At 74.1% G+C, this 23,345-nt stretch carries 21 protein-coding genes; 16 read left to right on the top strand and 5 right to left on the bottom strand.

Annotated features, from left to right (window positions below):
- Positions 1-28 precede the first annotated feature (28 nt).
- The 3 genes from AC07DW_RS14325 to AC07DW_RS14315 all read right to left on the bottom strand — a co-directional run bounded on the left by AC07DW_RS14325 (position 29) and on the right by AC07DW_RS14315 (position 3,113).
- Positions 29-724 (bottom strand): gamma-glutamyl-gamma-aminobutyrate hydrolase family protein, encoded by a 696-nt coding sequence (locus tag AC07DW_RS14325; RefSeq protein WP_478857944.1) that lies wholly within the window; start codon positions 722-724, stop codon positions 29-31.
- Positions 725-737: 13 nt separating this feature from the next.
- On the bottom strand, positions 738-2,180 hold the full coding sequence (eat, locus tag AC07DW_RS14320) for an ethanolamine permease (protein WP_478857943.1): 1,443 nt from the start codon (positions 2,178-2,180) through the stop codon (positions 738-740).
- 186 nt (positions 2,181-2,366) lie between these two features.
- Positions 2,367-3,113: a FadR/GntR family transcriptional regulator gene (locus AC07DW_RS14315; RefSeq protein ID WP_478857942.1), complete on the bottom strand. Its 747-nt coding sequence runs from the start codon at positions 3,111-3,113 to the stop codon at positions 2,367-2,369.
- A 78-nt stretch (positions 3,114-3,191) separates the two neighbouring features.
- Between AC07DW_RS14315 and AC07DW_RS14310 the strand changes: the two genes are divergently transcribed.
- The 4 genes from AC07DW_RS14310 (at position 3,192) to AC07DW_RS14295 (ending at position 7,791) form a co-directional block, all read left to right on the top strand.
- Positions 3,192-4,562 (top strand): glutamine synthetase family protein, encoded by a 1,371-nt coding sequence (locus AC07DW_RS14310; RefSeq protein WP_478857941.1) that lies wholly within the window; start codon positions 3,192-3,194, stop codon positions 4,560-4,562.
- Positions 4,563-4,615: 53 nt separating this feature from the next.
- Positions 4,616-5,980, top strand: a complete 1,365-nt coding sequence (locus AC07DW_RS14305) for an aldehyde dehydrogenase family protein (RefSeq protein ID WP_478857940.1) — start codon at positions 4,616-4,618, stop codon at positions 5,978-5,980.
- Positions 5,981-5,983: 3 nt separating this feature from the next.
- Complete coding sequence (locus AC07DW_RS14300; protein WP_478857939.1) at positions 5,984-6,766, top strand: 3-oxoacyl-ACP reductase; 783 nt, start codon at positions 5,984-5,986, stop codon at positions 6,764-6,766.
- A gap of 128 nt (positions 6,767-6,894) precedes the next feature.
- Positions 6,895-7,791, top strand: coding sequence for a DUF2510 domain-containing protein (locus AC07DW_RS14295; protein WP_478857938.1), 897 nt, complete (start codon positions 6,895-6,897; stop codon positions 7,789-7,791).
- A 9-nt stretch (positions 7,792-7,800) separates the two neighbouring features.
- Here AC07DW_RS14295 and AC07DW_RS14290 read toward each other — a convergent pair whose 3' ends face one another.
- Positions 7,801-9,003: an amino acid deaminase/aldolase gene (locus AC07DW_RS14290; RefSeq protein WP_478857937.1), complete on the bottom strand. Its 1,203-nt coding sequence runs from the start codon at positions 9,001-9,003 to the stop codon at positions 7,801-7,803.
- Positions 9,004-9,174: 171 nt separating this feature from the next.
- Between AC07DW_RS14290 and AC07DW_RS14285 the strand changes: the two genes are divergently transcribed.
- The 3 genes from AC07DW_RS14285 to AC07DW_RS14275 are packed head-to-tail and all read left to right on the top strand — an operon-like array spanning position 9,175 to position 12,402.
- Positions 9,175-10,473 (top strand): hypothetical protein, encoded by a 1,299-nt coding sequence (locus AC07DW_RS14285; protein ID WP_478857936.1) that lies wholly within the window; start codon positions 9,175-9,177, stop codon positions 10,471-10,473.
- On the top strand, positions 10,470-11,645 hold the full coding sequence (gene mycP / locus AC07DW_RS14280) for a type VII secretion-associated serine protease mycosin (protein WP_478857935.1): 1,176 nt from the start codon (positions 10,470-10,472) through the stop codon (positions 11,643-11,645). The genes AC07DW_RS14285 and mycP overlap by 4 nt, the downstream gene beginning before the upstream one ends.
- A 22-nt stretch (positions 11,646-11,667) precedes the next feature.
- The gene (locus tag AC07DW_RS14275) at positions 11,668-12,402 is read left to right on the top strand and encodes an SseB family protein (RefSeq protein ID WP_478857934.1); all 735 of its coding nucleotides are present in this window, start codon (positions 11,668-11,670) and stop codon (positions 12,400-12,402) included.
- Positions 12,403-12,404: 2 nt separating this feature from the next.
- Here AC07DW_RS14275 and AC07DW_RS14270 read toward each other — a convergent pair whose 3' ends face one another.
- Positions 12,405-12,779: a DUF1844 domain-containing protein gene (locus AC07DW_RS14270; RefSeq protein WP_478857933.1), complete on the bottom strand. Its 375-nt coding sequence runs from the start codon at positions 12,777-12,779 to the stop codon at positions 12,405-12,407.
- A gap of 289 nt (positions 12,780-13,068) precedes the next feature.
- On the opposite strand from AC07DW_RS14270, the gene infC reads away from it, so the two are divergent.
- From infC to AC07DW_RS14225, 9 genes are all read left to right on the top strand, one after another.
- Positions 13,069-13,770, top strand: a complete 702-nt coding sequence (gene infC / locus AC07DW_RS14265) for a translation initiation factor IF-3 (protein ID WP_478857932.1) — start codon at positions 13,069-13,071, stop codon at positions 13,768-13,770.
- Positions 13,771-13,871: 101 nt separating this feature from the next.
- Positions 13,872-14,066, top strand: a complete 195-nt coding sequence (gene rpmI, locus AC07DW_RS14260) for a 50S ribosomal protein L35 (RefSeq protein ID WP_041128339.1) — start codon at positions 13,872-13,874, stop codon at positions 14,064-14,066.
- A 102-nt stretch (positions 14,067-14,168) separates the two neighbouring features.
- A complete protein-coding gene (gene rplT / locus AC07DW_RS14255) occupies positions 14,169-14,555 on the top strand; it encodes a 50S ribosomal protein L20 (protein ID WP_064068121.1) in 387 nt (128 codons plus the stop codon).
- A gap of 95 nt (positions 14,556-14,650) precedes the next feature.
- On the top strand, positions 14,651-15,505 hold the full coding sequence (locus AC07DW_RS14250) for a TrmH family RNA methyltransferase (protein WP_478857931.1): 855 nt from the start codon (positions 14,651-14,653) through the stop codon (positions 15,503-15,505).
- Between the two features lie 54 nt (positions 15,506-15,559).
- On the top strand, positions 15,560-16,693 hold the full coding sequence (locus tag AC07DW_RS14245) for a sensor histidine kinase (RefSeq protein WP_478857930.1): 1,134 nt from the start codon (positions 15,560-15,562) through the stop codon (positions 16,691-16,693).
- Between the two features lie 137 nt (positions 16,694-16,830).
- Positions 16,831-17,958 carry a phenylalanine--tRNA ligase subunit alpha gene (gene pheS, locus AC07DW_RS14240; RefSeq protein WP_478857929.1) on the top strand — a complete coding sequence of 376 codons (1,128 nt, stop codon included), beginning with the start codon at positions 16,831-16,833 and terminating at the stop codon, positions 17,956-17,958.
- Entirely contained in the window at positions 17,958-20,498 is a 2,541-nt protein-coding gene (gene pheT / locus AC07DW_RS14235) for a phenylalanine--tRNA ligase subunit beta (RefSeq protein ID WP_478857928.1), read from the top strand. The genes pheS and pheT overlap by 1 nt, the downstream gene beginning before the upstream one ends.
- Before the next feature lie 150 nt (positions 20,499-20,648).
- Positions 20,649-21,707 (top strand): PP2C family protein-serine/threonine phosphatase, encoded by a 1,059-nt coding sequence (locus AC07DW_RS14230; RefSeq protein WP_478857927.1) that lies wholly within the window; start codon positions 20,649-20,651, stop codon positions 21,705-21,707.
- A gap of 273 nt (positions 21,708-21,980) precedes the next feature.
- Positions 21,981-23,321: a transcriptional regulator gene (locus AC07DW_RS14225; RefSeq protein WP_478857926.1), complete on the top strand. Its 1,341-nt coding sequence runs from the start codon at positions 21,981-21,983 to the stop codon at positions 23,319-23,321.
- Positions 23,322-23,345 lie beyond the last annotated feature (24 nt).

Below are 23,345 nucleotides of genomic sequence, written 5' to 3'. Positions count from 1 at the left end.
TCATCGGCGGCCCGGGCCTCGCGCGCGTTCACGACGAGGCCGCCGCGACCAGCCCCTCCATCACCCGCAGGTCGGTGCCCATCTCCGGGTGCCACTGCACGCCCAGCACCCACCGACCGTCCGCCAGCTCCACCGCCTCCACGGTGCCGTCCTCCGCGTGGGCCGAGGCGAGCAGGCCGTCGCCCAGCCGGTCCACCGCCTGGTGGTGGTACGCCGGGACCGTCGCCGCCTCGCCGGCCAGCGCGGCGAACCGGGTGCCCGGCACCGGCTTCACGGTGTGGGCGCCGAACACGCCGACCCCGCCGGTGTGGCCGTCCAGGTGCTGCACCAGCGTGCCGCCGAGGGCCACGTTCAGCAGCTGCATGCCCCGGCAGATGCCGAGCACCGGGGTGCCCGCCGCCAGCGCCGCCCCGATCAGCGCCAGCTCCCACACGTCGCGCTCCGCGGCCGCCGGGCCCGTACGCGGGTCGCGGTCGGCCCCGTACCGGGCGGGGTCGACGTCCGCGCCGCCCGCGACGACGAGGCCGTCGAGCCGGGCGACCACCTCCGTGGCCACCTCCGCGGCGACCCGGGGCACCTCCGGCGGGAGCATCACGGCGATGCCGCCCGCCGCCTGGACGAGGCGGGGGTACGTCTCGGGCAGCAGCGCCGCCCGCATCTCCCACACGCCCCACTTCGCCGGGTCCAGGTAGGTCGTGATGCCGATCAGCGGCCTGGCGGGCACTCCGGCCTTCCTCTCAGTCACGTTCGAGCTCGGCCTCGGCCGCCGCCAGCGCCGCGAACTCCTCCTCGGGCGCGTTCGCGACGAGACGGTGCCGGCTGTAGAAGGCGAAGTACGCCAGGGCGACCCCGTAGACGCCCAGCGCCATGAACGCCGCGTCCTTGTCCACCAGGAACGTCGCCACCAGCGCGGACAGCGCCAGGACGAAGGCCACGGAGGACGTCAGGGTCCCGCCGGGCGTCCGGTACGGGCGCGGGAGGTCCGGCTCCCGGCGCCGCAGCACGATGTGGGACAGCGCCATCAGGGCGTAACTGATGGTGGCACCGAACACCGCGATGTTCAGCATGCGCGCCCCGTTCCCGGTGGCCGCCGCCAGCGCGAACCCGATCGCGCCGGGGATCAGCAGGCCCAGGTAGGGGGACTTGCGGCGGCTGGTCAGCGACAGGAAGCGGGGCAGGTACCCGGCGCGGGACAAGGCGAACAGCTGCCGTGAACCGGCGTAGATGAGGGAGAAGAACGAGGCGACCAGTCCGGCGAGGCCCGCGTAGTTGACGAACCGGCTCAGCGCGGTCGGGTCACCGTCCCCCTGGAGCGCCACCACCAGCGGGTTGCCCGCGTCCTGGATCGCGGCCGACCCCCGGACCCCCGTCGACGCGAAGAACGTCAGCACGGCGAGGAGCACCAGGACCATCAGGGACAGCGAGAGCGCCCGCGGCATGGACCGCACCGGGTCCTTCGCCTCCTCGGCGGCGAGCGGGACACCCTCCACCCCCAGGAAGAACCACATCCCGAAGGGGAACGCGGCCCAGATGCCGAGCAGTCCGAAGGGCAGCCAGGAGTTCGCCCCGAACGCCGAGGGGTCGGCCGGGATGTCGTTCAGCCCGTCCGCCCGGAACTCGGTGAACGCCCCGACCGCGAAGATGAGCAGCGCCGCCACCGCGATCGCCGTGACGATCAGGCTGAAGCGCAGCGCCTCGCCGACGCCCCACAGGTGGATGCCGATGAAGACGACGAAGCAGGCGAGGTAGACCGGCCAGCCCGACTCCAGACCGAAGAGACCGACGGACTCGACGTAGTCGCCGATGAAGATGGAGATGGCGGCCGGGGCGAGGATGTACTCGATGAGGATCGCCGTCCCGGTGAGGAACCCGCCCCAGGTGCCGAGCGCCCGGCGGGCGAAGCCGTAGCCGCCGCCGGCCGCGGGGAGGATCGCGGACAGCTCGGCCAGCGCGTAGACGAGGCAGGCGTACATCACGCCCATCAGGGCGGTCGCCGCCGCGAGCCCGCCGAAGCCGCCCTCCTTGAGGCCGATGTTCCAGCCGGAGAAGTCGCCGGAGACGACGTACCCGACCCCCAGGCCGGTGAGCAGCAGCCAGCCGGCGCTGCCCTGCCTCAGCGCCCGGCGTCGGAGGTAGTCGTCCGTGGCGGGTGCGGCGCCCTTGGTTTCTTCCAGCGTCATGGCAGCAGTGCTCCCGCGTCAGTGGTCGGGACCCAATGGAATGGACCCATACCTTTGCGGTGAGCGGGCGGGAGCGCAAGACCCGTGCGTTACTTTCGGGTTACGCCGGACCGCGCCCCGCGCTCGCGCCGGCACCCGCGCTCCCCGCTCGCGCGGGGCGGACCGTGCGGCGGCCGTCCAACCCGTCTACGTCAGGAACCCGCGCAGCAGCGCCGCCGTCCCCGCGCAGTGCTCCCGCATCACCTCGCGCGCCGCGTCCGCGTCGCCTTCGAGGACGGCCTCCACCACCGCGGTGTGCTGGTGCTGCGAGTGCTCCAGGTTGCGTACGAGCAGGGGGATGCAGTCCAGCAGGTCGTTCACCGACGCCCGCACCGCCGCGTACTGCGCCGTCAGCGTCGGCGAACCGGACAGCTCCGCCAGCGTCAGGTGCAGCAGCGTGTCCTGGCGCCGGTAGTCGTCCAGCGGCGCGTCGTGCGTGGCCCGCAGCGCGGCGCGCAGGCGCTCGGCGCCCGCCTCCGGCAGCCCGTGCGCGGCGCACAGCCCCGCCGCGCCCACCTCCAGCACCTCGCGGAAGCGCAGCGTGTCCTCCACGTCCACCGACGCGATGCGGCGCCGCAGCTCCGCCTCGCCCGTGTCCCCGGGCGTCCGTTCCCGGTGCAGCACGAACGTTCCGCCGTAGCGGCCGCGCCGGCTCTCCACCAGGCCCTGCTCCTGGAGGACCTTGAGCACCTCGCGCAGCGTGACCCGGCTGATCCCCATGCGCTCGGCCAGCTCCCGCTCGGCGGGCAGCCGCTCGCCACCGGGCACCAGTCCGAGCCGGACGACCTGGAGGATCTGCTCCAGGGCCTCCTCGAAGCCGTTGCCCGCCCGCACCGGCCGCAGCACCGGGGCCAGCCGGTCCCCGGGCCCGCGGCCCGAGCTCTTCTTCGCCACCTCGCGGTTTCCCCTTCCCAAGCAATGGTCTCACCCAATACCTTATGGCTCCCGGCTGACCGAAGGAGGAGCAATCCCGTGGCAGACCGCAAACCCCCGCTCGACGTCGAGGAACTCCGTGCCCTCGTCGCGAGCGGTGAGATCGACACAGTGGTCCTGGCCTTCCCCGATATGCAAGGGCGGCTCCAGGGCAAGCGGTTCGCCGCACCGTTCTTCCTCGACGAGGTACTGGAGCACGGCACCGAGGGCTGCAACTACCTCCTCGCCGTGGACGTGGAGCTCAACACCGTCGACGGCTACGCCATGTCCTCCTGGGCCAAGGGCTACGGCGACTTCGCCATGCGCCCCGACCTGACCACGCTGCGGCGCGTCCCCTGGAACGAGGGCACGGCCCTCCTCGTCGCCGACCTCGCCTGGAACGACGGCTCGCCCGTCGTCGCCGCGCCGCGCCAGGTCCTGCGGCGCCAGCTGGAACGGCTCGCCGAGCACGGTTTCACCGCCCACGTCGGCACCGAACTCGAGTTCATCGTCTTCCAGGACACCTACGAGCAGGCGTGGAACGCGGACTACCGCGGTCTCACCCCGGCGAACCAGTACAACATCGACTACTCCATCCTGGGCACCGGGCGCATCGAGCCGCTGCTGCGCCGCATCCGCAACGACATGGCCGCCGCCGGACTGACCGTCGAGTCGGCCAAGGGCGAGTGCAACCCCGGCCAGCACGAGATCGCGTTCAAGTACGACGAGGCCCTGGTCACCTGCGACCAGCACGCCATCTACAAGACCGGCGCCAAGGAGATCGCCTCCCAGGAGGGCGTCTCGCTCACCTTCATGGCGAAGTACAACGAGCGCGAGGGCAACTCCTGCCACATCCACCTGTCGCTCCAGTCCCTCGACGACCCCGGCCGCAACGTCATGGCGGGCGACGGACCCGACGGCATGTCCCCGGTCATGCGGCACTTCCTCGCCGGACAGCTCGCCGCGCTGCGGGACTTCTCCCTGCTCTACGCGCCCAACATCAACTCCTACAAGCGCTTCCAGCCCGGCTCCTTCGCGCCCACCGCCGTCGCCTGGGGACACGACAACCGCACATGCTCCCTCCGGGTGGTCGGCCACGGCCGCTCGATGCGGTTCGAGAACCGCCTCCCGGGCGGTGACGTCAACCCGCACCTCGCCGTCGCGGGCCTGGTCGCGGCCGGGCTGTACGGCATCGAGCAGGAGCTGGAACTGCCCGAGCCGTGCGACGGCAACGCGTACGCCGCCGACTACGCCCACGTGCCCACCACCCTGCGCGAGGCCGCCGAGCTGTGGGAGCGAAGCCCCATCGCCCGGGCCGCCTTCGGGGACGAGGTCGTCGCCCACTACCGCAACATGGCGCGGGTCGAGCTGGAAGCCTTCGACGCCGCGGTGACCGACTGGGAGCTGCGCCGCTCCTTCGAACGCATGTGACGCGCCCGCATGCCACGCGAACACCGGTAACCCGAACGCACGCAAGGAGCCATGTGAGCACCGAGCACCTCGTCCTCGACCCCGCCACCGAAGAGGTCGTCGCGACCGTCCCGGCCGCCACCCCCGCCGACGTCGACGCCGCCGTCGCCCGCGCCGGCGCCGCGCAGCGCACCTGGGCCGCCGCGGCCCCCGCCGACCGCGCCCGCCTGCTGCGCCGCTTCGCCGCCGTCGTCGACGAGCACGTCGAGGAACTGGCCAGGCTCGAGGTCCGCGAGGCGGGCCACACCCTCGGCAACGCCCGCTGGGAGGCCGGCAACGTCCGCGACCTGCTCGACTACGCGGCCGGGGGAGTGGAACGCCTCAACGGCCGCCAGATCCCCGTCCCGGGCGGGCTCGACGTCACCGTCCTCGAACCCCTGGGCGTCATCGGCGTCATCGCCCCGTGGAACTTCCCCATGCCCATCGCCGCCTGGGGCGCCGCGCCCGCCCTCGCGGCCGGCAACGCGGTCCTCCTCAAGCCCGCCGAGACCACGCCCCTCACGGCCCTCCGGCTCGCCGAACTCGCCCTGGAGGCGGGGCTCCCCGAGCACCTCTTCCAGGTACTCCCGGGAGCGGGCGCCGTCACCGGGAACGCGCTCGTCGAGCACCCCGGCGTAGCCAAGATCGTCTTCACCGGTTCCACCCGCGTCGGCAAGGCCATCATGGCCAAGTGCGCCGACCGCGTGAAGCGCGTGACCCTCGAACTCGGCGGCAAGAGCCCCAACATCGTCTTCGCCGACGCCGACATCGAGGCCGCGGCCGCCGCCACCCCCATGTCGTTCCTGGACAACTCCGGCCAGGACTGCTGCGCCCGCACCCGCATCCTCGTCCAGCGCTCCGTCCACGACCGCTTCCTGGAACTCCTCACGCCCGCCATCGAGGAGATCGTCGTCGGCGACCCGTCCGACGAGAGGACGCAAATGGGCCCTCTCATCTCCCGGGCCCAGCTGGAGCGGGTCCGGTCGTACGTCCCCGACGGCGCCGAAGGCATCCGCGGCAAGGCCCCCGAGGGCCCCGGCTTCTGGTTCCCGCCCACCGTTCTCACCGGCCTCCCGCCCGACGCGCCCGCCGCCGTCGAGGAGGTCTTCGGTCCCGTCGCCGTCGTCCTGCCCTTCGACGACGAGGCGGACGCCGTCCGGCTCGCCAACGCCACCGAGTACGGCCTGTCCGGCTCCATCTGGACCCGGGACGTCGGCCGGGCGCTGCGCGTCTCGGGCGCCGTCCGGGCCGGGAACCTCTCCGTCAACTCCCACTCCAGCGTCCGCTACTGGACCCCGTTCGGCGGTTACAAGCAGTCCGGCCTCGGCCGCGAGCTCGGCCCCGACGCCCTCACCGCCTTCACCGAAACCAAGAACGTCTTCATCAGCACGGAGGCCTGACCCATGACCGAGAACACCGTGTGCCGCCGTCTGGCCGGCCGTACCGCCGTCATCACCGGCGCCGGCAGCGGCATCGGCCTCGCCGCCGCGCGCCGCCTCGCCTCCGAGGGCGCGAACGTGGTCTGCGGCGACATCGACGGGACGGCCGGCAAGGCGGCGGCCGACGAGGTCGGCGGCACCTTCGTACGCGTCGACGTCACCGACGCCGACGAGGTCGAGGCGCTCTTCAGGACGGCGTACGACACCTACGGCAGCGTCGACATAGCCTTCAACAACGCGGGCATCTCGCCTCCCGACGACGACTCCATCCTCACCACCGGCCTGGAGGCCTGGAGGCGGGTCCAGGAGGTCAACCTCACCTCCGTCTACCTGTGCTGCAAGGCAGCCATCCCCTACATGCGGCGCCAGGGCAGGGGCTCCATCATCAACACCGCCTCGTTCGTGGCCGTCATGGGCGCGGCCACCAGCCAGATCTCCTACACCGCCTCCAAGGGCGGCGTCCTCGCCATGTCGCGTGAGCTTGGGGTGCAGTTCGCCCGCGAGGGCATCCGCGTCAACGCCCTGTGCCCCGGCCCGGTGAACACCCCGCTCCTCCAGGAGCTGTTCGCCAAGGACCCGGAGCGCGCCGCCCGGCGCCTCGTCCACATCCCGGCCGGCCGCTTCGCCGAGGCCGACGAGATCGCGGCTGCCGTGGCGTTCCTGGCGAGCGACGACTCGTCGTTCGTCAACGCCACCGACTTCCTCGTCGACGGAGGCATCTCCGGCGCCTACGTCACCCCTCTGTAGGCCACGTCCACCCGCTCCCGACCACCGGGCGTCGCACGACGCCCGGCCGTCGGACCGCGCGGCGAGCGGGCGTGCGGGGGGCATCGCGGGCCGGGCGAGACCGCACGGACACCCCCTAGAGTGACCGCATGAGCATGACGCCCCCGGGCTGGTACCCCGACCCCGGCAACCCGGCCGTCGAGCACTGGTGGGACGGCACCGCCTGGACCGGGCACACCCGCGCCACCGGCGCCGCCACCACCGTCATGGCGGCGGCCCCGCACCCGCCGGGGCGGAAGCGGACCGGCCGCGCCGTCGCCGCCGCCGCGGGAGTCGCGGTGGTGGCCGCGGCCGCCGCGGCGGCGGCCCTCCTCGGCTCCGGCGACGAGCCTCCCGCCGACGCCGTGAACAGCCCCGCGCCGCCCCCGGCGAGCTCCACCACGTCCACCGCGCCCGCCTCGGCCTCCCCCGGCGAGGAGGACCCCACGCTCGTGGTCGACCAGCTCAACGGCATCACCCTGCCCGTCCTCGACGGCTGGGAGGAACCGGAGTTCGGCACCGAGAACCTGCCGACCGTGGCGACCGTCGCCGCCGACCCGTGCCCGGCCGCGAGCAGCCGCACCTGCCGGCGCGGCTCGGTGTCGTCCCTCACCGCCACGGCCACCGGCACCAGCGACCCCCGCGCCATCGCCCGGGACGACATCGGCAAGGCCGCCGACCGCGCCTTCGAGGAGGACGCCCTGGGCGTCCGGCCCCACGGCGGCATCCGTTCCCACGAGGTGGTCGCCGAGCGGTCCACCGTCGTCGCCGGACGCACCGGCCACCTGGTCCGCTGGCGGGTCACCACCGGCCAGGGCCCCGGCGGCTACGTCCAGTCCCTGGTCTTCCCCTCGTCGCTGGGCAGCGAGTCGCCCGTCATCGTGCGGTTCGTCCTCTCCGCCGGGCCGGGCGCCCCGCCGCCGTCCGTCATGGACGAGATCACCCGGGGCATCCGCCCCATCGGCAGCTCGACCGGCGGGGGAGTCGGCAGCTCCATCGGCCCCTGAGGGCGCCGGTCACAGGAACGTCCGCCCCTCGCCCCGGTACGTCGGAACGGTCGCCGTGACCCGGTCGCCCTCGATCAGGTGCAGTACGTCGAACCGTTCGCACAGCTCGCCCGCCTTCGCGTGGCGGAACCACACCTTGTCGCCGATCAGCAGGTCGTCGGCGGGGGAGCCCAGCAGCGGGGTCTGCACCTCGCCCGCCCCCTCTCGCGGGTCGTACCGCAGTCCCTCCGGGAGGTACGGAACCGGCAGCCGGTCCGCGCCCGCCGCACCCGACGCGGGATAGCCGCCCCCCAGCACCGTCACCACCCCCAGCCCCGGCCGGCGCACCACGGGCTGGGCGAACAGCGCCGCCGGACGGCCGGTGAACGACGAGTAGTTGTCGAACAGCCGCGGCACGTACAGCCCCGACCCGGCCGCGATCTCGGTCACCGCCTCCTCGGCGGCCGTGTGCTGGACGCTGCCCGTCCCGCCCCCGTTGACGAACTCCAGATCCGGCGCCACCGCCCGTACCGCCGCCACCACGGCCGCCCGGCGCGCCGCCAGCTCCCGCCGCGCGGCCGCCTGCATCAACCGCACCGCTCGCGAGCGCACCGGCCGCCCGGCGATCGCGTCGCCCACCCCGGCGACGTGACCCTCGTACGCCATCAGCCCCGCCAGCCGGAACCCCGGACGGCGCGCGACCGACCGCGCCAGCTCCGCCACCTCGGCCGGCGTCCGCAGTGGCGAGCGCCGCGCTCCGACCCGCACCCGGCCGCCCAGCAGCCGCAACGACGTGTCCAGCTCCAGGCAGACCCGGACCTCCTCGGCGCCCCCCTCCCGCGCCCCGTCGATCAGGTCCAACTGCGCCGGGTCGTCGACCATCACGGTCACCGCGCCCGCGAGCTTGGCGTCCCGCGAGAGCTCCGCGAACCCGGCGCGGTCCGCCGAGGGGTACGCCAGCAGGACGTCGTCGAACCCGGCGCGCGCCAGCCACAGCGACTCGGCCAGCGTGTACGACATGATCCCCGCGAACCCGTCCCGGGCCAGCACCCGCTCCAGCAGGGCGCGGCAGCGCACGGACTTGCTCGCCACCCGGACCGGCTTCCCGCCGGCCCGGCGGACCAGATCGCCGGCGTTCGCGTCGAACGCCTCCAGGTCGACGACGGCGACGGGCGCGTCGAGGTGGGCGGTGGCCCGGTCGTACCGGGCTCGGTCAGCGGCACGCGGAGTCATGGCCAGAGCCTGTCAGAAGGACCTGTCCGGGGGGTAGGGGGATGTTCCGGTCAGATCCGCCCCGACCTGCGGCCTCGTTCCCGATCAGGCGGAGGCAGCCCGTAGAGTTACCCACGCGCTGACGAACGGGCCTGCCCCGCAAGGCGATCCGGACGACACCGAGGGGGGCGGATGAGCACCGAGGCACGACACCCTGCCTCCCGCGCCACGGACACCGCACGCGTCACCTCCCCCTCCTCCCCGATACCGGCCCCCGCCCCGCCGGCGGCGGCGCCCGGCACCGCTCCGGTACGCACCACCCGGCCCGCCCCGCCCGCCGGTACGCCGACGGCCCCGGCAACCGCCCCCGCCCGGGGCTCCGCCGACGCCCCGGCCCCGGCCGCGCCCGCCGCCGAGACCACCACCCGGCTCCGCCCGGCCCGCGACTCCGCGTCCGCCCCGCCGCGCCCCTGGGCCCCGCCCACCGCACCGCCGCCCGCGCCCACCGCACCGCCGCCCGCGCCGACCGCGCAACCGGCCCCACCGGCTGCCCGGCCCAGCGCGCAACCGGCCCCACCGGCTGCCCCGCCCGCCGCGCCCATCCGGCGGCGGCCCGTCGGCGCCGTCGACCTCACCCCCCGGCCCGGCGCCGGCGCCCCGCCCGCCGCGCGGCCCTACTGGACGCCGCCCGAGACGCCCGCCGAGACCACCACCCGCCTCCGCCCCGTCCCCGGCCGGCACCCGGCCCGCGCGGCCGCCGCCGTCGCCTGCCTCGTGCTGGGCCTCGGGCTCACCGGCGGGGCCACCGCCGGCGCCTGGCTCGTGGGCGACTCGGCCGCGCAGTCCTCCGACCGCTACACCGAGGCCCGCCGCCTGTGGCACAGCGTCCCCGTGGACTCGCTGTTCCCCCGCACCCTCGACGGTGAGGGCGCCGGACCGGGACGCGCCGACCGGACCTGGACGCGCGTCGCGGTGGCACCCGACGGCCCGTGCGCCGGCGCCCTCGACCCGCTGCTGGTCACGGCGCTGCGCCCGGTGGGGTGCGAGCGCGTGCTGCGCGCCACCTACACCGACGCCACCGCCACCAGCGTCACCACCGTCGGCATGGTCTTCACCGACGCCGACCGGCCAGGCATGACCGCCCTGCGCGAGCGCTTCGCCGACGAGAGCCTCGACGAGCGCACCGACCTGCTGCCCCGGACACTGCCCGCCCCCGGCACCGTCGCCGCCCGCTTCGGCGACGCGCAGCGTGCGAGCTGGCGGGTCAGCGTCCTCACCGACGTACCCGTCGTCGTCTACGCGGTGTCCGGCTTCGCGGACGGCCGCACCGTCGACGACCCGCAGCCCGCCGCCGAGGCGATGGCCGAGGGACAGACCAGCACGCCCGCGCAGGCCGGGCTCGGCCACGACGCGGACGGCGTCGCCGACCGGATCGAGCGCGGCCTGCGGACGACGGCGAAGACCGGAGAGGCCCCGCGGGAGCCCCGATGACCCACCGCCGCCGCACCGCGCTCACCGCCGCCCTCGCCGCCACGGCGTTCGCCGTGCTCCCCGCCACCCCGGCCCACGCCGACGGCATCCGCGCCCAGCAGTGGGGCCTCGAAGCGCTGCACACGGCCGAGGCCTGGCGCACCACCAAGGGCGCGGGCGTCACCGTCGCCGTCCTCGACACCGGGGTCGACGACAGCCACCCCGACCTCAAGGGCAACGTCCTGCCCGGCAAGGACCTGATCGGCTTCGGCGCCCGGCGCGGCGACCGCGCCTGGGCCCGCCACGGCACCTCCATGGCCGGCATCATCGCGGGCCACGGGCACGGCTCCGGCCGCGAGGACGGCGTCCTCGGCATCGCGCCCGAGGCGAAGATCCTGCCCGTCCGCGTCATCCTCGAAGGCGGCGACCCGGCCCGCGCCAAGGCCCGCAACACCCGCGGCACCGCCCTCGCGCAGGGCATCCGCTGGGCCGTCGACCAGGGCGCTGACGTCATCAACCTCTCCCTCGGCGACGACAGCGAGTCCGCCCACCCCGACGCGGGCGAGGACGCCGCCGTCCAGTACGCCCTCGCCAAGGGCGCCGTCGTGGTCGCCTCGGCCGGCAACGGCGGCGACAAGGGCGACCACATCTCGTACCCCGCCGCCTACCCCGGCGTCATCGCGGTCACCGCCGTCGACCGGTACGGCACCCACGCCGCGTTCTCCACCAGCCGCTGGTACGCCACCGTCAGCGCGCCCGGCGTCGACATCGTGATCGCCGACCCGGACCGGAAGTACTACCAGGGGTGGGGCACCAGCGCCGCCTCGGCGTTCGTCTCGGGAGCCGTCGCCCTGGTCAGGGCCGCCCACCCCGGCTTGACCCCGGCGCAGGTCAAGAAGCTCCTCACGGACACCGCCCGCGACCGCCCCCGGGGCGGCGGCCACGACATCGACAAGGGGTACGGGACGGTCGACCCGGCCGCGGCCATCGCGGCGGGCGCGAAACTGCGCCCCGCCGACCTCAGGGCGGCGAGCGCCGGTTACGGCAAGCGCTACTTCGGGAGCGGTCCGGCGGCCGAGCGCGGCGCGGACGAGGGCATCGGCCTGCTCGCCCCGGTCACCGGCGCCTTCGGCGTGCTCCTGCTGGCCGCCGCGGTCGTCCTGTGGCGCGGGGGCCGGGCCACCGGACGCTGAGCGGCGCCGTTAGGCTCGTCGCGTGGCGCTCAAGAACATCCCGGACCCCGGCTTCTCCGACGACGACGGCACCGCCGACCCCCGGCTCGCCGAGGCCCTCGCGGCCTGGGCGGAGGACCGGGCGGCCGAGCCGCGCGTCCTGGCGGCCCTCAAGGACGCCCGGCTGCTGGTCCCGGTCGTCGCCGTCCTCGGCGAGGTCGAGGAGGACGCGGAGACCGGACTGCGCCGCGAGAAGACCAGCGACATGGCGGTGCCGACGCTCACCGCCGGTGACCGCCGCGCGCTGCCGGCGTTCACGTCCCTGGCGTCGCTGGCCCGGTGGGACCCGGCCGCCCGCCCCGTCGCCGTACCGCTGCACCAGGCACTCCGAGCGGCCGCCCACGAGAAGGCCGACACGCTCGTCCTGGACCTCGCCGGACCGGTGCCGTACCAGCTGACCGGCCGGGCGCTGCTCGCCCTCGCCGAGGGCCGGACCACCACCGACCCGCTCGCCGACCCGGCCGTCACGGCGGCGGTGCGCGCCGTCGTCGCCGCCGAGCCCGGGGTGCTCCGCGCCCACCTGGGCCCCGGCACCGCGGACGGCACCCTCGCCCTGGTCCTCGCCCCGGACGCGTCCGCCGCGGAGGCCGCCCAGCGGGTCGCCCGCGCCCTGGCGGCCGACGAGACGCTGAGGGCCCGCCTGGTGCGGGGCCTGGACCTGGCACTTCTGCCGGCCGCGGCCACGCCTCCGGGCGAGCCCTTCTACGTACGGCCCTGAGATCAGCCGAAGACCGGCCCCGTGTACTTCTCGCCCGGGCCCTGGCCCGGCTCGTCGGGGAAGGCCGACGCCTCGCGGAACGCCAGCTGGAGGGACTTCAGCCCGTCCCGCAGGGGCGCCGCGTGGAACGAGCTGATCTCCGTGGCGCCCGCGTCCAGCAGCCCCGCCAGGGCGTGGACCAGCTTGCGCGCCTCGTCGAGGTCCTTGTACCGGTCGCCCTCCTCGGTGAGGCCGAGCTTGACCGCGGCGGCGCTCATCAGGTTGACGGCGACCGTCACGATCACCTCGACCGCGGGGACCTCCGCGATGTCGCGGGTCATGGTCTCGAAATCGGTGGTCTGTGCGGCGGAGGCGTTGCTCGGCGTGGCGTCACTCATGACGCCCACGATATGCGCCCTGTGCCGGTTAGCCGCACCCGGCCGGAGCTGGTAACCTGGTGTGACGACCGGCTGGACGCGACTCGTGTTCCAGCCCACAAGTGGAGGCTCCGATCTCCCACCTGGCCGTCCCTAGGGGCGGCGGGTCACCGGTCAGGTGGCGACCATCGTTCCGTACGGACGATGGAGCCGCCCGATGTGCGCCCCGCGGTACGCCGTGGCGGTGCTCCGGTATCACCAGGAGCCCCGCCTGTGTCCCGTCCGGGGCGTTTTTCATGCACCGGCGCGGTTGGTCGCACACAACAGACGTTACGCGTCCGTCCGCCAGGCGGTCGCGTGGTGCTACCGAGGAGGATCCATCAGCGCCGAGCCCCGCATCAACGACCGGATTCGCGTTCCCGAGGTGCGACTTGTCGGTCCCAGCGGCGAGCAGGTCGGGATTGTTCCGCTTGCCAAGGCCCTGGAGCTTGCGCAGGAGTACGACCTCGATCTCGTCGAGGTCGCGGCGACCGCCCGTCCGCCGGTCTGCAAGCTCATGGACTACGGCAAGTTCAAGTACGAGTCGGCCATGAAGGCCCGTGAGGCGCGCAAGAACCAGGCGCACACGGTCATCAAGGAGATGAAGCTCCGGCCGAAGATCGACCCGCACGACTACGACACGAAGAAGGGTCACGTCGTCCGGTTCCTCAAGCAGGGCGACAAGGTCAAGATCACGATCATGTTCCGTGGTCGCGAGCAGTCCCGGCCGGAGCTCGGCTTCCGGCTGCTGCAGCGGCTCGCGGAGGACGTCCAGGACCTCGGCTTCATCGAGTCGAACCCGAAGCAGGACGGCCGGAACATGATCATGGTTCTCGGACCGCACAAGAAGAAGACCGAGGCGATGGCCGAGGCCCGCGAGGCGCAGGCCGCCCGCAAGGCGGAGCGCCAGGGCCATCCCGCCCAGGCGGACGAGGTGGCCGACGAGGCCGCCGACGAGGCTGCCGAGGCCTGATTCCCGGGCATCCGCCCAGGTTTCAACCGACACATCTGACGCTCCCGGTCGCCGGTCCCCGGACCGGCTGGGAGCGCCACTGACGAGGAGAGAACGGCGCTATGCCGAAGAACAAGACGCACTCCGGTGCCAAGAAGCGCTTCAAGGTCACCGGCTCCGGCAAGATCCTGCGCGAGCGCGCCGGCAAGCGCCACCTGCTCGAGCACAAGTCGTCCAAGCTGACGCGTCGCCTCACCGGCAACGCCGAGATGGCCCCGGGTGACAGCGCCAAGATCAAGAAGATGCTGGGCATCTGACTGACCTCCCGCCCCCGGCGACGGGGGCAGCCCGACACCGGGACCCATATCGTTTCCGGGCCGTGTGAGTCCAACCACGGCCCCGCTACAAGGAGTTAACAAGTGGCACGCGTCAAGCGGGCAGTCAACGCCCACAAGAAGCGCCGGGCGATCCTCGAGCAGGCCAGCGGCTACCGCGGACAGCGTTCGCGCCTGTACCGCAAGGCCAAGGAGCAGGTCACCCACTCGCTGGTCTACAACTACAACGACCGCAAGAAGCGCAAGGGTGACTTCCGTCAGCTGTGGATCCAGCGCATCAACGCCGCTGCCCGCGCCAACGGCATGACGTACAACCGCCTCATCCAGGGTCTGAAGGCCGCCAACATCGAGGTGGACCGCAAGATCCTGGCCGAGCTCGCGGTCAACGACGCCAACGCGTTCGCCGCGCTCGTCGAGGTCGCCCAGAAGGCGCTCCCGAGCGACGTCAACGCCCCGAAGGCCGCTGCCTGATCTTCCAGGCCGCAGTTCTTCGCCCCGGACCCGCAGGCCCCGAGCCTGCGGGTCCGGTCTGTTCCGCACCCACCACGAGAGAGCCGCCGACCACCATGGGCACCCCTGAGCTGATCTCCCCCCGTTCCCCGCGCGTCATCGCGGCGCGGCGGCTCGCCAAGCGCACCTTCAGGGGCAAGGAGCGCCGGTTCATCGCGGAGGGCCCCCAGGCCGTGCGCGAGGCCGTCGCCCACCGCAGCGGCGGGGAGCCGACCCTGCTGGAGCTGTTCACCACCGTCGAGGCCGCCGAGCGGTACGCCGACATCGTCGAGGCCGCCCGCGCCACCGGCGCCCGCGTCCACCACGCCTCCGACGCCGTGCTCGCCGAGGTCTCCCAGACCGTCACGCCGCAGGGGCTGCTCGGGGTGTGCCGGTTCCTGGACTCGCCGTTCGCGGAGATCCTCGGCAGCCGCCCCAGGCTCGTCGCCGTCCTCGCCCACGTACGCGACCCGGGGAACGCCGGGACCGTGCTGCGGTGCGCCGACGCGGCCGGCGCCGACGCCGTCGTCCTCACCGACGCCTCCGTCGATCTCTACAACCCCAAGGCCGTGCGCGCCTCCGTGGGCTCGGTCTTCCACCTCCCGGTCGCCGTCGGCGTCCCCGTCGAGGAGGCCGTCGCCGGGCTGACGGGCGCCGGCCTGCGGGTCCTGGCCGCCGACGGGGCGGGCGAGGACGACCTGGACGCCGAGCTCGACGCGGGCACCATGGGCGGGCCCACCGCCTGGATCTTCGGCAACGAGGCGTGGGGCCTGCCCGAGGAGACCCGCGCCCTCGCGGACGCCGTGGTGCGCGTCCCGATCCACGGCAAGGCCGAGAGCCTGAACCTCGCGACCGCCGCGGCCGTATGTCTCTACGGCTCCGCGCGTGCGCAGCGTGCTGCCGGAGGGTGCCGCTCCGTCACCTCCAGCTAGTAGGGTGGCGGGCTCGGGGGCCCACTGCGTCACACGGAGGGGTGGGAGACGGGGATGACGGTCGGCACCAGCAGGCCCGCAGCGCGGGAGGGCGCCTTAGTGGGCAGCGGCGCGGGGGCTCCCGCCGGCACCGCCGCGCCATCGATCGACCCCGACGACCTTCCCGACGGGCTCGTCGTCGCCGACGAGCAGGGCCGGGTCGTGTGCTTCAACGCCGCGGCCGTACGCCTCACCTCCGTCGCCCGCGCCGAGGCGATCGGCCGGCCGCTGGACCAGGCGCTGCCGCTGGAGGACCTCAAGGGCCGGCGCTGGTGGGCGCTGACCGACCCGTACGGCGGCCTCGCCATCCGCGGAGGGCAGCCCGAGCGCAACCTGCTGCTGCCCGGCAACCGCGAGGTGCTCGTCGCCGCCCGCTACGTACGCGAGGAGCCCCTCGGGCCGGTGCGGAAGGTCGTCGTGACCCTGCGCGGCACCGAGGCGCGGCGCCGCACCGAACGCAGCCACGCCGAGCTCATCGCCACCGTCGCCCACGAACTGCGCTCCCCGCTCACCTCCGTCAAGGGCTTCACCGCCACCCTGCTGGCCAAGTGGGAACGGTTCACCGACGACCAGAAGCGGCTGATGCTGGAGACCGTCGACGCCGACGCCAACCGCGTGACCCGGCTGATCGCCGAGCTCCTCGACATCTCCCGAATAGACTCCGGCCGCCTCGAGGTGCGCCGCCAGCCCGTCGACATCGCCGCCGCCGTCGGCCGGCACATCCAGGCGCACACCGCCCGCGGCCAGTCCCCGGACCGGTTCTTCGTCCGCGTGTGCCGCCCGCTGCCCGACCTGTGGGCCGACCCGGACAAGATCGACCAGGTGCTGGGCAACCTGCTCGAAAATGCCGTGCGCCACGGCGAGGGAACCGTCACCATCGAGGTGGCACCCACCGGCCCGCACGACGACGAGAAGGGAACGGCCGTCACCGTGAGCGACGAAGGTCCCGGCATTCCCGAGGAGTCGATGGGCCGCGTCTTCACCCGCTTCTGGCGGGGGAGCAAGCGCGGCGGGACCGGCCTCGGCCTGTACATCGTCAAGGGCATCGTCGAGGCGCACGGCGGGACGATCACCGTCGGCCGCGGACCCGTCGGCGGGGCCCAGTTCCGATTTACGCTGCCCGTGGGCGCCCCGGCCTATCTGAGCTAGCTCAGGCCGCGCGTGTCCACGGGCTGATCCGCGGCTCATCCGCCTGCCCGCACCCCGTTAGACTCGTCCTTTGGCACCTTTGCGTCCTCGGTCGTCGAGCGGGGGCCCCAGCCAGCCCATCGGAAGTACGGGAAGAGATGTCGGCACCGAACAAGTCGTACGACCCAGTCGAGGTCGAGGCACTGAAACCGGAAGAGATCGAGCGCATGCGGGACGAGGCGCTCGCCGCCTTCGCGGCCGCCGGCGACCTCGACGCGCTGCACGAGGCCAAGGTCGCGCAGACCGGCCCCACCTCGCCGCTCGCCCTCGCGAACCGGGAGATCGGCGCCCTGCCGCCGCACGCCAAGGCCGAGGCCGGCAAGCGCGTCGGCCAGGCCCGGGGTGCCGTGAACAAGGCACTGGCCGCCCGCCAGGCCGAGCTGGAGGCGGAGCGCGACGCGCGCGTGCTCGTCGAGGAGGCCGTGGACGTCACACTGCCCCACGACCGCACCCCGGCCGGCGCCCGCCACCCGCTGACCACCCTCATGGAGCGCGTCGCGGACGTCTTCGTCTCCATGGGCTACGAGGTCGCCGAAGGCCCGGAGGTCGAGGCGGAGTGGTTCAACTTCGACGCCCTGAACTTCGTACCGGACCACCCGGCGCGCCAGATGCAGGACACCTTCTTCGTCCAGGGGCCCGAGGGGACCCGGGGTGACGAGTCCGGCATCGTGCTGCGCACCCACACCTCCCCGGTGCAGGCCCGCACGCTCATCGACCGCGAGCCGCCCGTGTACGTGGTGTGCCCCGGCCGCGTCTACCGCACCGACGAGCTCGACGCCACGCACACCCCGGTCTTCCACCAGATCGAGCTGCTCGCCGTCGACGAGGGCCTGACCATGGCCGACCTCAAGGGCACCCTGGACCACATGGTCCAGGCGCTCTTCGGCTCGGACATGAAGACCCGGCTGCGCCCGAACTTCTTCCCGTTCACCGAGCCGTCCGCCGAGATGGACATGCTCTGCTACGTCTGCCGCGGCGAGTCCGTCGGCAACGCGGACCGGCCCTGCCGCACCTGCGGCAGCGAGGGCTGGATCGAGCTCGGCGGCTGCGGCATGGTCAACCCCAAGGTGCTCGTCGCCTGCGGTGTGGACCCCGAGAAGTACAGCGGATTCGCCTTCGGGTTCGGCATCGAGCGGATGCTGATGTTCCGCCACAACGTCGAGGACATGCGAGACATGGTCGAGGGTGACGTCCGGTTCACCCGGCCGTTCGGGATGGAGATCTGATGCGGGTCCCGCTTTCGTGGCTGCGGGAGTACGTCGACCTGCCGGCGACGGAGACCGGCCGTGACGTACAGGCCAAGCTGGTGTCGGCCGGGCTGGAGGTCGAGACCGTCGAGCGGCTCGGCGCCGGCCTGACGGGCCCGCTCGTGGTGGGCAGGGTCCTCACCATCGAGGAACTGACCGAGTTCAAGAAGCCGATCCGCTTCTGCACCGTCGACGTCGGCGACGCCAACGGCACCGGCGAGCCGCAGGAGATCATCTGCGGCGCCCGGAACTTCGCCGAGGGCGACAAGGTCGTCGTGGCCCTGCCCGGCGCCGTCCTCCCCGGCGACTTCCGGATCGCCGAGCGCAAGACGTACGGCAGGGTCTCGCGCGGCATGATCTGCTCCGGCGACGAGCTGGGCATGGGCGACGACGGCTCCCACGGCATCATCGTGCTGCCGCCGGAGTACGAGGTCGGCATCGACGCCACCGAGCTGCTGGAGCTGTACGACGAGGTCCTCGACATCGCCGTCACGCCCGACCGCGGCTACTGCCTGTCGATGCGCGGCATCGCCCGCGAGGTCGCCACCGCGTACGGCCTGCCGCTGCGCGACCCGGCGCTCCTGGACGTGCCCGCGCCCAACTCGTACGGCTACCCGGTCAAGGTCTCCGACCCGATCGGCTGCGACCGCTTCACCGCGCGCACCGTCGTCGGCCTGGACCCCGAGGCACGCTCGCCGATCTGGCTCCAGCGCCGCCTCCAGAAGGCCGGCATGCGCCCGATCGGCCTGGCCGTCGACATCACCAACTACGTGATGCTGGAGCTCGGCCAGCCGCTGCACGCCTACGACCGCACCCGGCTCGACGGCCCCATCACGGTCCGCCGCGCCGAGCCCGGCGAGAAGCTCACCACCCTCGACGGCACGGTCCGCGTCCTCGACCCGGCCGACCTGCTCATCACCGACAACCGCGGCCCCATCGGCCTCGCGGGCGTCATGGGCGGCGCCAACACCGAGATCGCCGACGCCGTCACCGACCCGGAGACCGGCGAGGTCCGCGGCACCACCGAGGTGGTCGTCGAGGCCGCGCACTTCGACGCGATCTCCATCGCCCGCACCGCGCGCCGCCACAAGCTGTCCTCCGAGGCGTCCAAGCGCTTCGAGCGCGGCGTCGACCCGCAGGCCGCCGCCGCCGCCGCGCAGCGCACCGTCGACCTGCTGGTCCTCCTCGCGGGCGGCACCGCGGAGGCCGGCGTCACCGAGGTCCTCGCGCCGTCCGCGCCGCGTACGATCACGATGCCCGCCGACCACCCCGACCGCGTCGCGGGCGTCGCGTACGGCCGCGAGACCGTCGTCCGCCGCCTCCAGGAGGTCGGCTGCGACGTGTACGGGCAGGACCAGCTGGTCGTCACCGCCCCGTCCTGGCGCCCCGACCTCGGCGAGCCCAACGACCTCGCCGAGGAGGTCATCCGCCTCGAGGGGTACGAGAACCTGCCCTCCACGCTCCCCAAGCCCCCGGCCGGCCGCGGGCTCACCGAGCGCCAGCGCACCCACCGCCGCGTGGGCCGCGCCCTGGCCGGTGCCGGGTACGTCGAGGCGCTGAACTACCCGTTCATGGGCGCGCAGGTCCTCGACCAGCTCGACATCCCGGCGGACGACCCGTGCCGCCAGGTCGTCACGCTCGTCAACCCGCTCTCCGACGAGGAGCCCGCGCTCCGCACGGCGCTGCTGCCGGGTCTGCTCGGCGCACTGCGCCGCAACGACGGCCGCGGCAGCCACGACCTGGCGCTCTTCGAGACCGGTCTGGTCTTCCGGGCCGCCGGTGAGCCGGGCGTCGCGGTGCGGCTGCCCGTCGACCGGCGCCCGACCGACGAGGAGATCGCCGGCGTCAACGCCGTCCTGCCCGAGCAGCCGCGGCACGCCGCCGTGGTGCTCGCCGGTGCGCGCGAGCAGGCCGGTTGGTGGGGCGAGGGCCGCCCGTCCGACTGGGCCGACGCGGTGGAGGCCGCCCGGACCGTCGCCCGCGAGGCCGGTGCCGAGCTGATCGTCCGCCAGGGCCGGTACGGGCCGTGGCACCCGGGCCGCTGTGCCGAGCTGGCCGTGGTGGTCGCCGATGGCGACGAGGAAACGGTGCAGGTCGTCGGTTACGCCGGTGAGCTGCACCCGCGCGTCGTCAAGGCGCTCCACCTGCCGGCCCGTACGTGCGCGATGGAGCTGGACCTCGACACCGTAGAGCGGGCGTCGGCCGGTGCCGTACGCGCGCCGCGGATCTCGGCGTTCCCGGTCGCCACCCAGGACGTCGCCCTGGTCGTGGACCGGCAGGTCCCCTCCGCCGAGGTGGGGAAGGCGCTGCGCGAGGGCGCCGGCGAACTGCTGGAGTCCATCCGCCTGTTCGACGTCTTCGAGGGCGAGCAGATCGGCGAGGGCCGGAAGTCCCTCGCCTACGCCCTGCGGTTCCGCGCCGCCGACCGCACCCTGACCGTCGAGGAGGCCACGGCCGCCCGTGACGCGGCGGTGGCCGTCGCCGCCGAGCGGACGGGCGCGGTGCTGCGCGGCGCCTGACCGATCCGCACGCGATGAGGGGCATGGCCGGAACACCGGCGGTGCCCCTCACTCGTTCGAGTGGGAAGTCTGGTGGACTTTCCCCCCGGCCATGGACGATCGACACAGTCGTCCCGACCGCGAGGAGGGGCCTGGAGAAGGACGGTCCGCATGCCGCGTACGCGAACTTGCATTCGTCGCCTCGCCCCGCTCGCCCCGCTCGCCCTCTGGGGCGCGGTCGCCGTGCTGTGGAAGCTCACCTGCCCGACCGCCCAGCAGGAGGGGACGGCCGGGCGGATCGCCACCAGCGCCGCCCTCTTCACCGTGGGCGGCGGACTGGTCCTGGGCATCCACCGGGGCCTGGCCAGGGAGCTGAAACAGGTCAGGGCGGTGGCCCACGCCGCCCAGCAGGTGTTGCTGCGGCCGCCACCGTCCCGGCTGGACGGCCTGTCCCTCGCCGCCGCCCAGCTGTCGGCCGCCCGGGGCGCGACCGTGGGTGGCGACCTGTACGAGGCGGTCGCCACCCCGTACGGCGTGCGGATCGTCATCGGTGACGTACGCGGTCACGGGCTGCCCGCGCTCGGGGCGGTCGCCGCCGTGCTGGGCAGTTTCCGGGAGGCCGCGCACGACGAACCCGAACTCGGCGGCGTCCTGCGGCGGCTGGAGCGGGCGCTCGGGCGGCACCTGCGGGACCGGGCGCGGGAGGAGCACCCCGCGTCGGGCGGGTGGGACCCCGACAACCCGGCGGCGGAGGAGTTCGTCACCGTACTGCTGCTGGAGATCCGCCGGGACGGCACCGTACTGGCCCTCAACTGCGGGCACCCGTGGCCCTACCGGCTGAGCCGTACGGGGGCCGAACCGGTTCCGGCGGGGGACCCGCTGCCGCCGCTCGGGACCTTCCCGCTGCCGGACGAACTGCCCCCGCACCGGGGCGTGACGCTCCCGCCGGGCGAGGCCCTGTTCCTGCACACGGACGGCGTGGAGGACGCCCGGGACGCCGCGGGACGGTTCTTCCGCCTCCAGGACGTGCTGGACGGTGCCCTCGACGGCGCGCCGGTGCCCCCGGCGGCCCTGATCCGCCGGGTGCACGCGGCGCTGCTGCGCCACACCGGCGGGCGGCTGACCGACGACGCGGCGCTGATGGTCGTGCGCAACGACCGTTGCCGGGTGCCGGCGCAGCCCGCGGACCAGGGACTGCGCCACACCCCCATCGCTCCCTCCCCTCGCTGACGGCCGGCAGGGACACGGACGGTGCGGCCGGCGCCGCCCGCCCTGTCCCGGAGTGTCGGGCGGATCAGGCAGGACGGACGACGCGCGGACGGGCCGCCGCACTGTACGAGGGGGGAGCCGGCGGCCCGGCCGCATCGGTGGGAGACCGCCCAGTCAACCGGCGCCGGGCGCATGGCGGCAGAGCACGCGGAGTACGGATACGGGCATTCCGTTCACACCCCGTGCGAACCGGGCTCCACTAGTCTGGGCACACCGAGTCACCGGAGGGGCCCCATGCAGCCCAACACCCTGCTCGACGCCCTGCTCGACGAGGCGGGGATATCGCACGCGGGCCTGGCCGCCCACGTCAACCAGGCCGGACGGACCAGGGGTCTGGCCCTGCGGTACGAACACACCGCGGTGGCCCGCTGGTTGAAGGGCCAGCGACCACGCGGCCAGGTGCCCGACCTGATCTGCGAGGTGCTGGGCGCCCGGCTGCGCCGGCCGGTCACCCTCGACGACATCGGGCTCGGTGTCCCCGGCGGAGGGGCCGTCACACACGGCTCCCCGCTGTCCGGCTTCGTGGAGCGGGCCACCGCCCTGTGGCGCTCCGACGAGCAGCAACGGCCGCACATACTGGGCGCACCGGCGGTGACCGGCACCCCGGCGGTGATGCCGGTCTGGGAGTGGGAGAACCCCCCGGAGGACGCGGACGTCTCCCGCGAGGGCCAGACCCGCGTCAGCATGTCCGACGTCACCATGCTCCGCGCGGCCCGCGCCCACTACGAGTTGATGTACCGCCGGGCGGGCGGGATCGCCACCCGCGCCCGGATCGTCGGCTTCCTCAACGCCGAGACCGCGCCGCTGCTGCGCGGCGGTTACAACGACGCCCTGGGCCGCCATCTGCACCGGGCGACCGGCGGGCTCGTGGCGGTCGCCGGCATCTGCGCGTACGACTCGGACGCGCACGGCCTGGCGCAGCGCTACTTCCACCAGGCCCTGCGGCTGGCCAAGGCGAGCGGCGACCGGGGGCTCGGCGGCTATGTGATCGCCCTGCTGGTCAACCAGTCGCTGTTCATGGGGGAGTACCGGCAGGCGGTGGCGTTCGCGGAGGCGGCGCTGCGGACCGCCGGCCGGCAGATCACCCCGGCGCTCGCCGCGGACCTGTACGCGATGCAGGCGAAGGCGTACGCGCACCTCGGCGACGGGGCCGGCGCTCTGGGATGCATCCGGCGCGCGGAGTCGGAGGCGGAGCGCATCCGCCGGGGCCACGAGCCGGACGAGACCGGTTACGTCCAGCCGGGCCTGGTCAATGTGCAGGTGGCCGAGGCGCTGCTGAGCCTGGGCGACCTGAGCGGCGCGCGGGAGCACGCCGCGGCCGCCGTGCGCTCCCCGGCGCACGACCGGGGGCGGGTGCACCGGCTGGCCATGCTGAGCCAGATCGAGCTGCGGCAGGGCGAGGCGGACCGGGCGGCGCGGACGGCGGTCGAGATGGCCGAGCGGGCACGGGGGATGGAGTCGCAGCGGCTGCGCGACCGGCTGCGGGAGGTGCGCGGTCACCTGGTGGCGAGCGGCTGCGGCGATGCGCGGGAGGCGGCCGGCCTCATCGACGGGGCGCTGCGCGTGCCGCTGTGACCTTCCCGTGCGACGTTCCGCCCG

Source organism: Streptomyces sp. NPDC045701, assembly GCF_056432045.1.
Note: the sequence above shows the minus strand (reverse complement) of the source record. Positions and strands in the feature narration are given on the sequence as shown.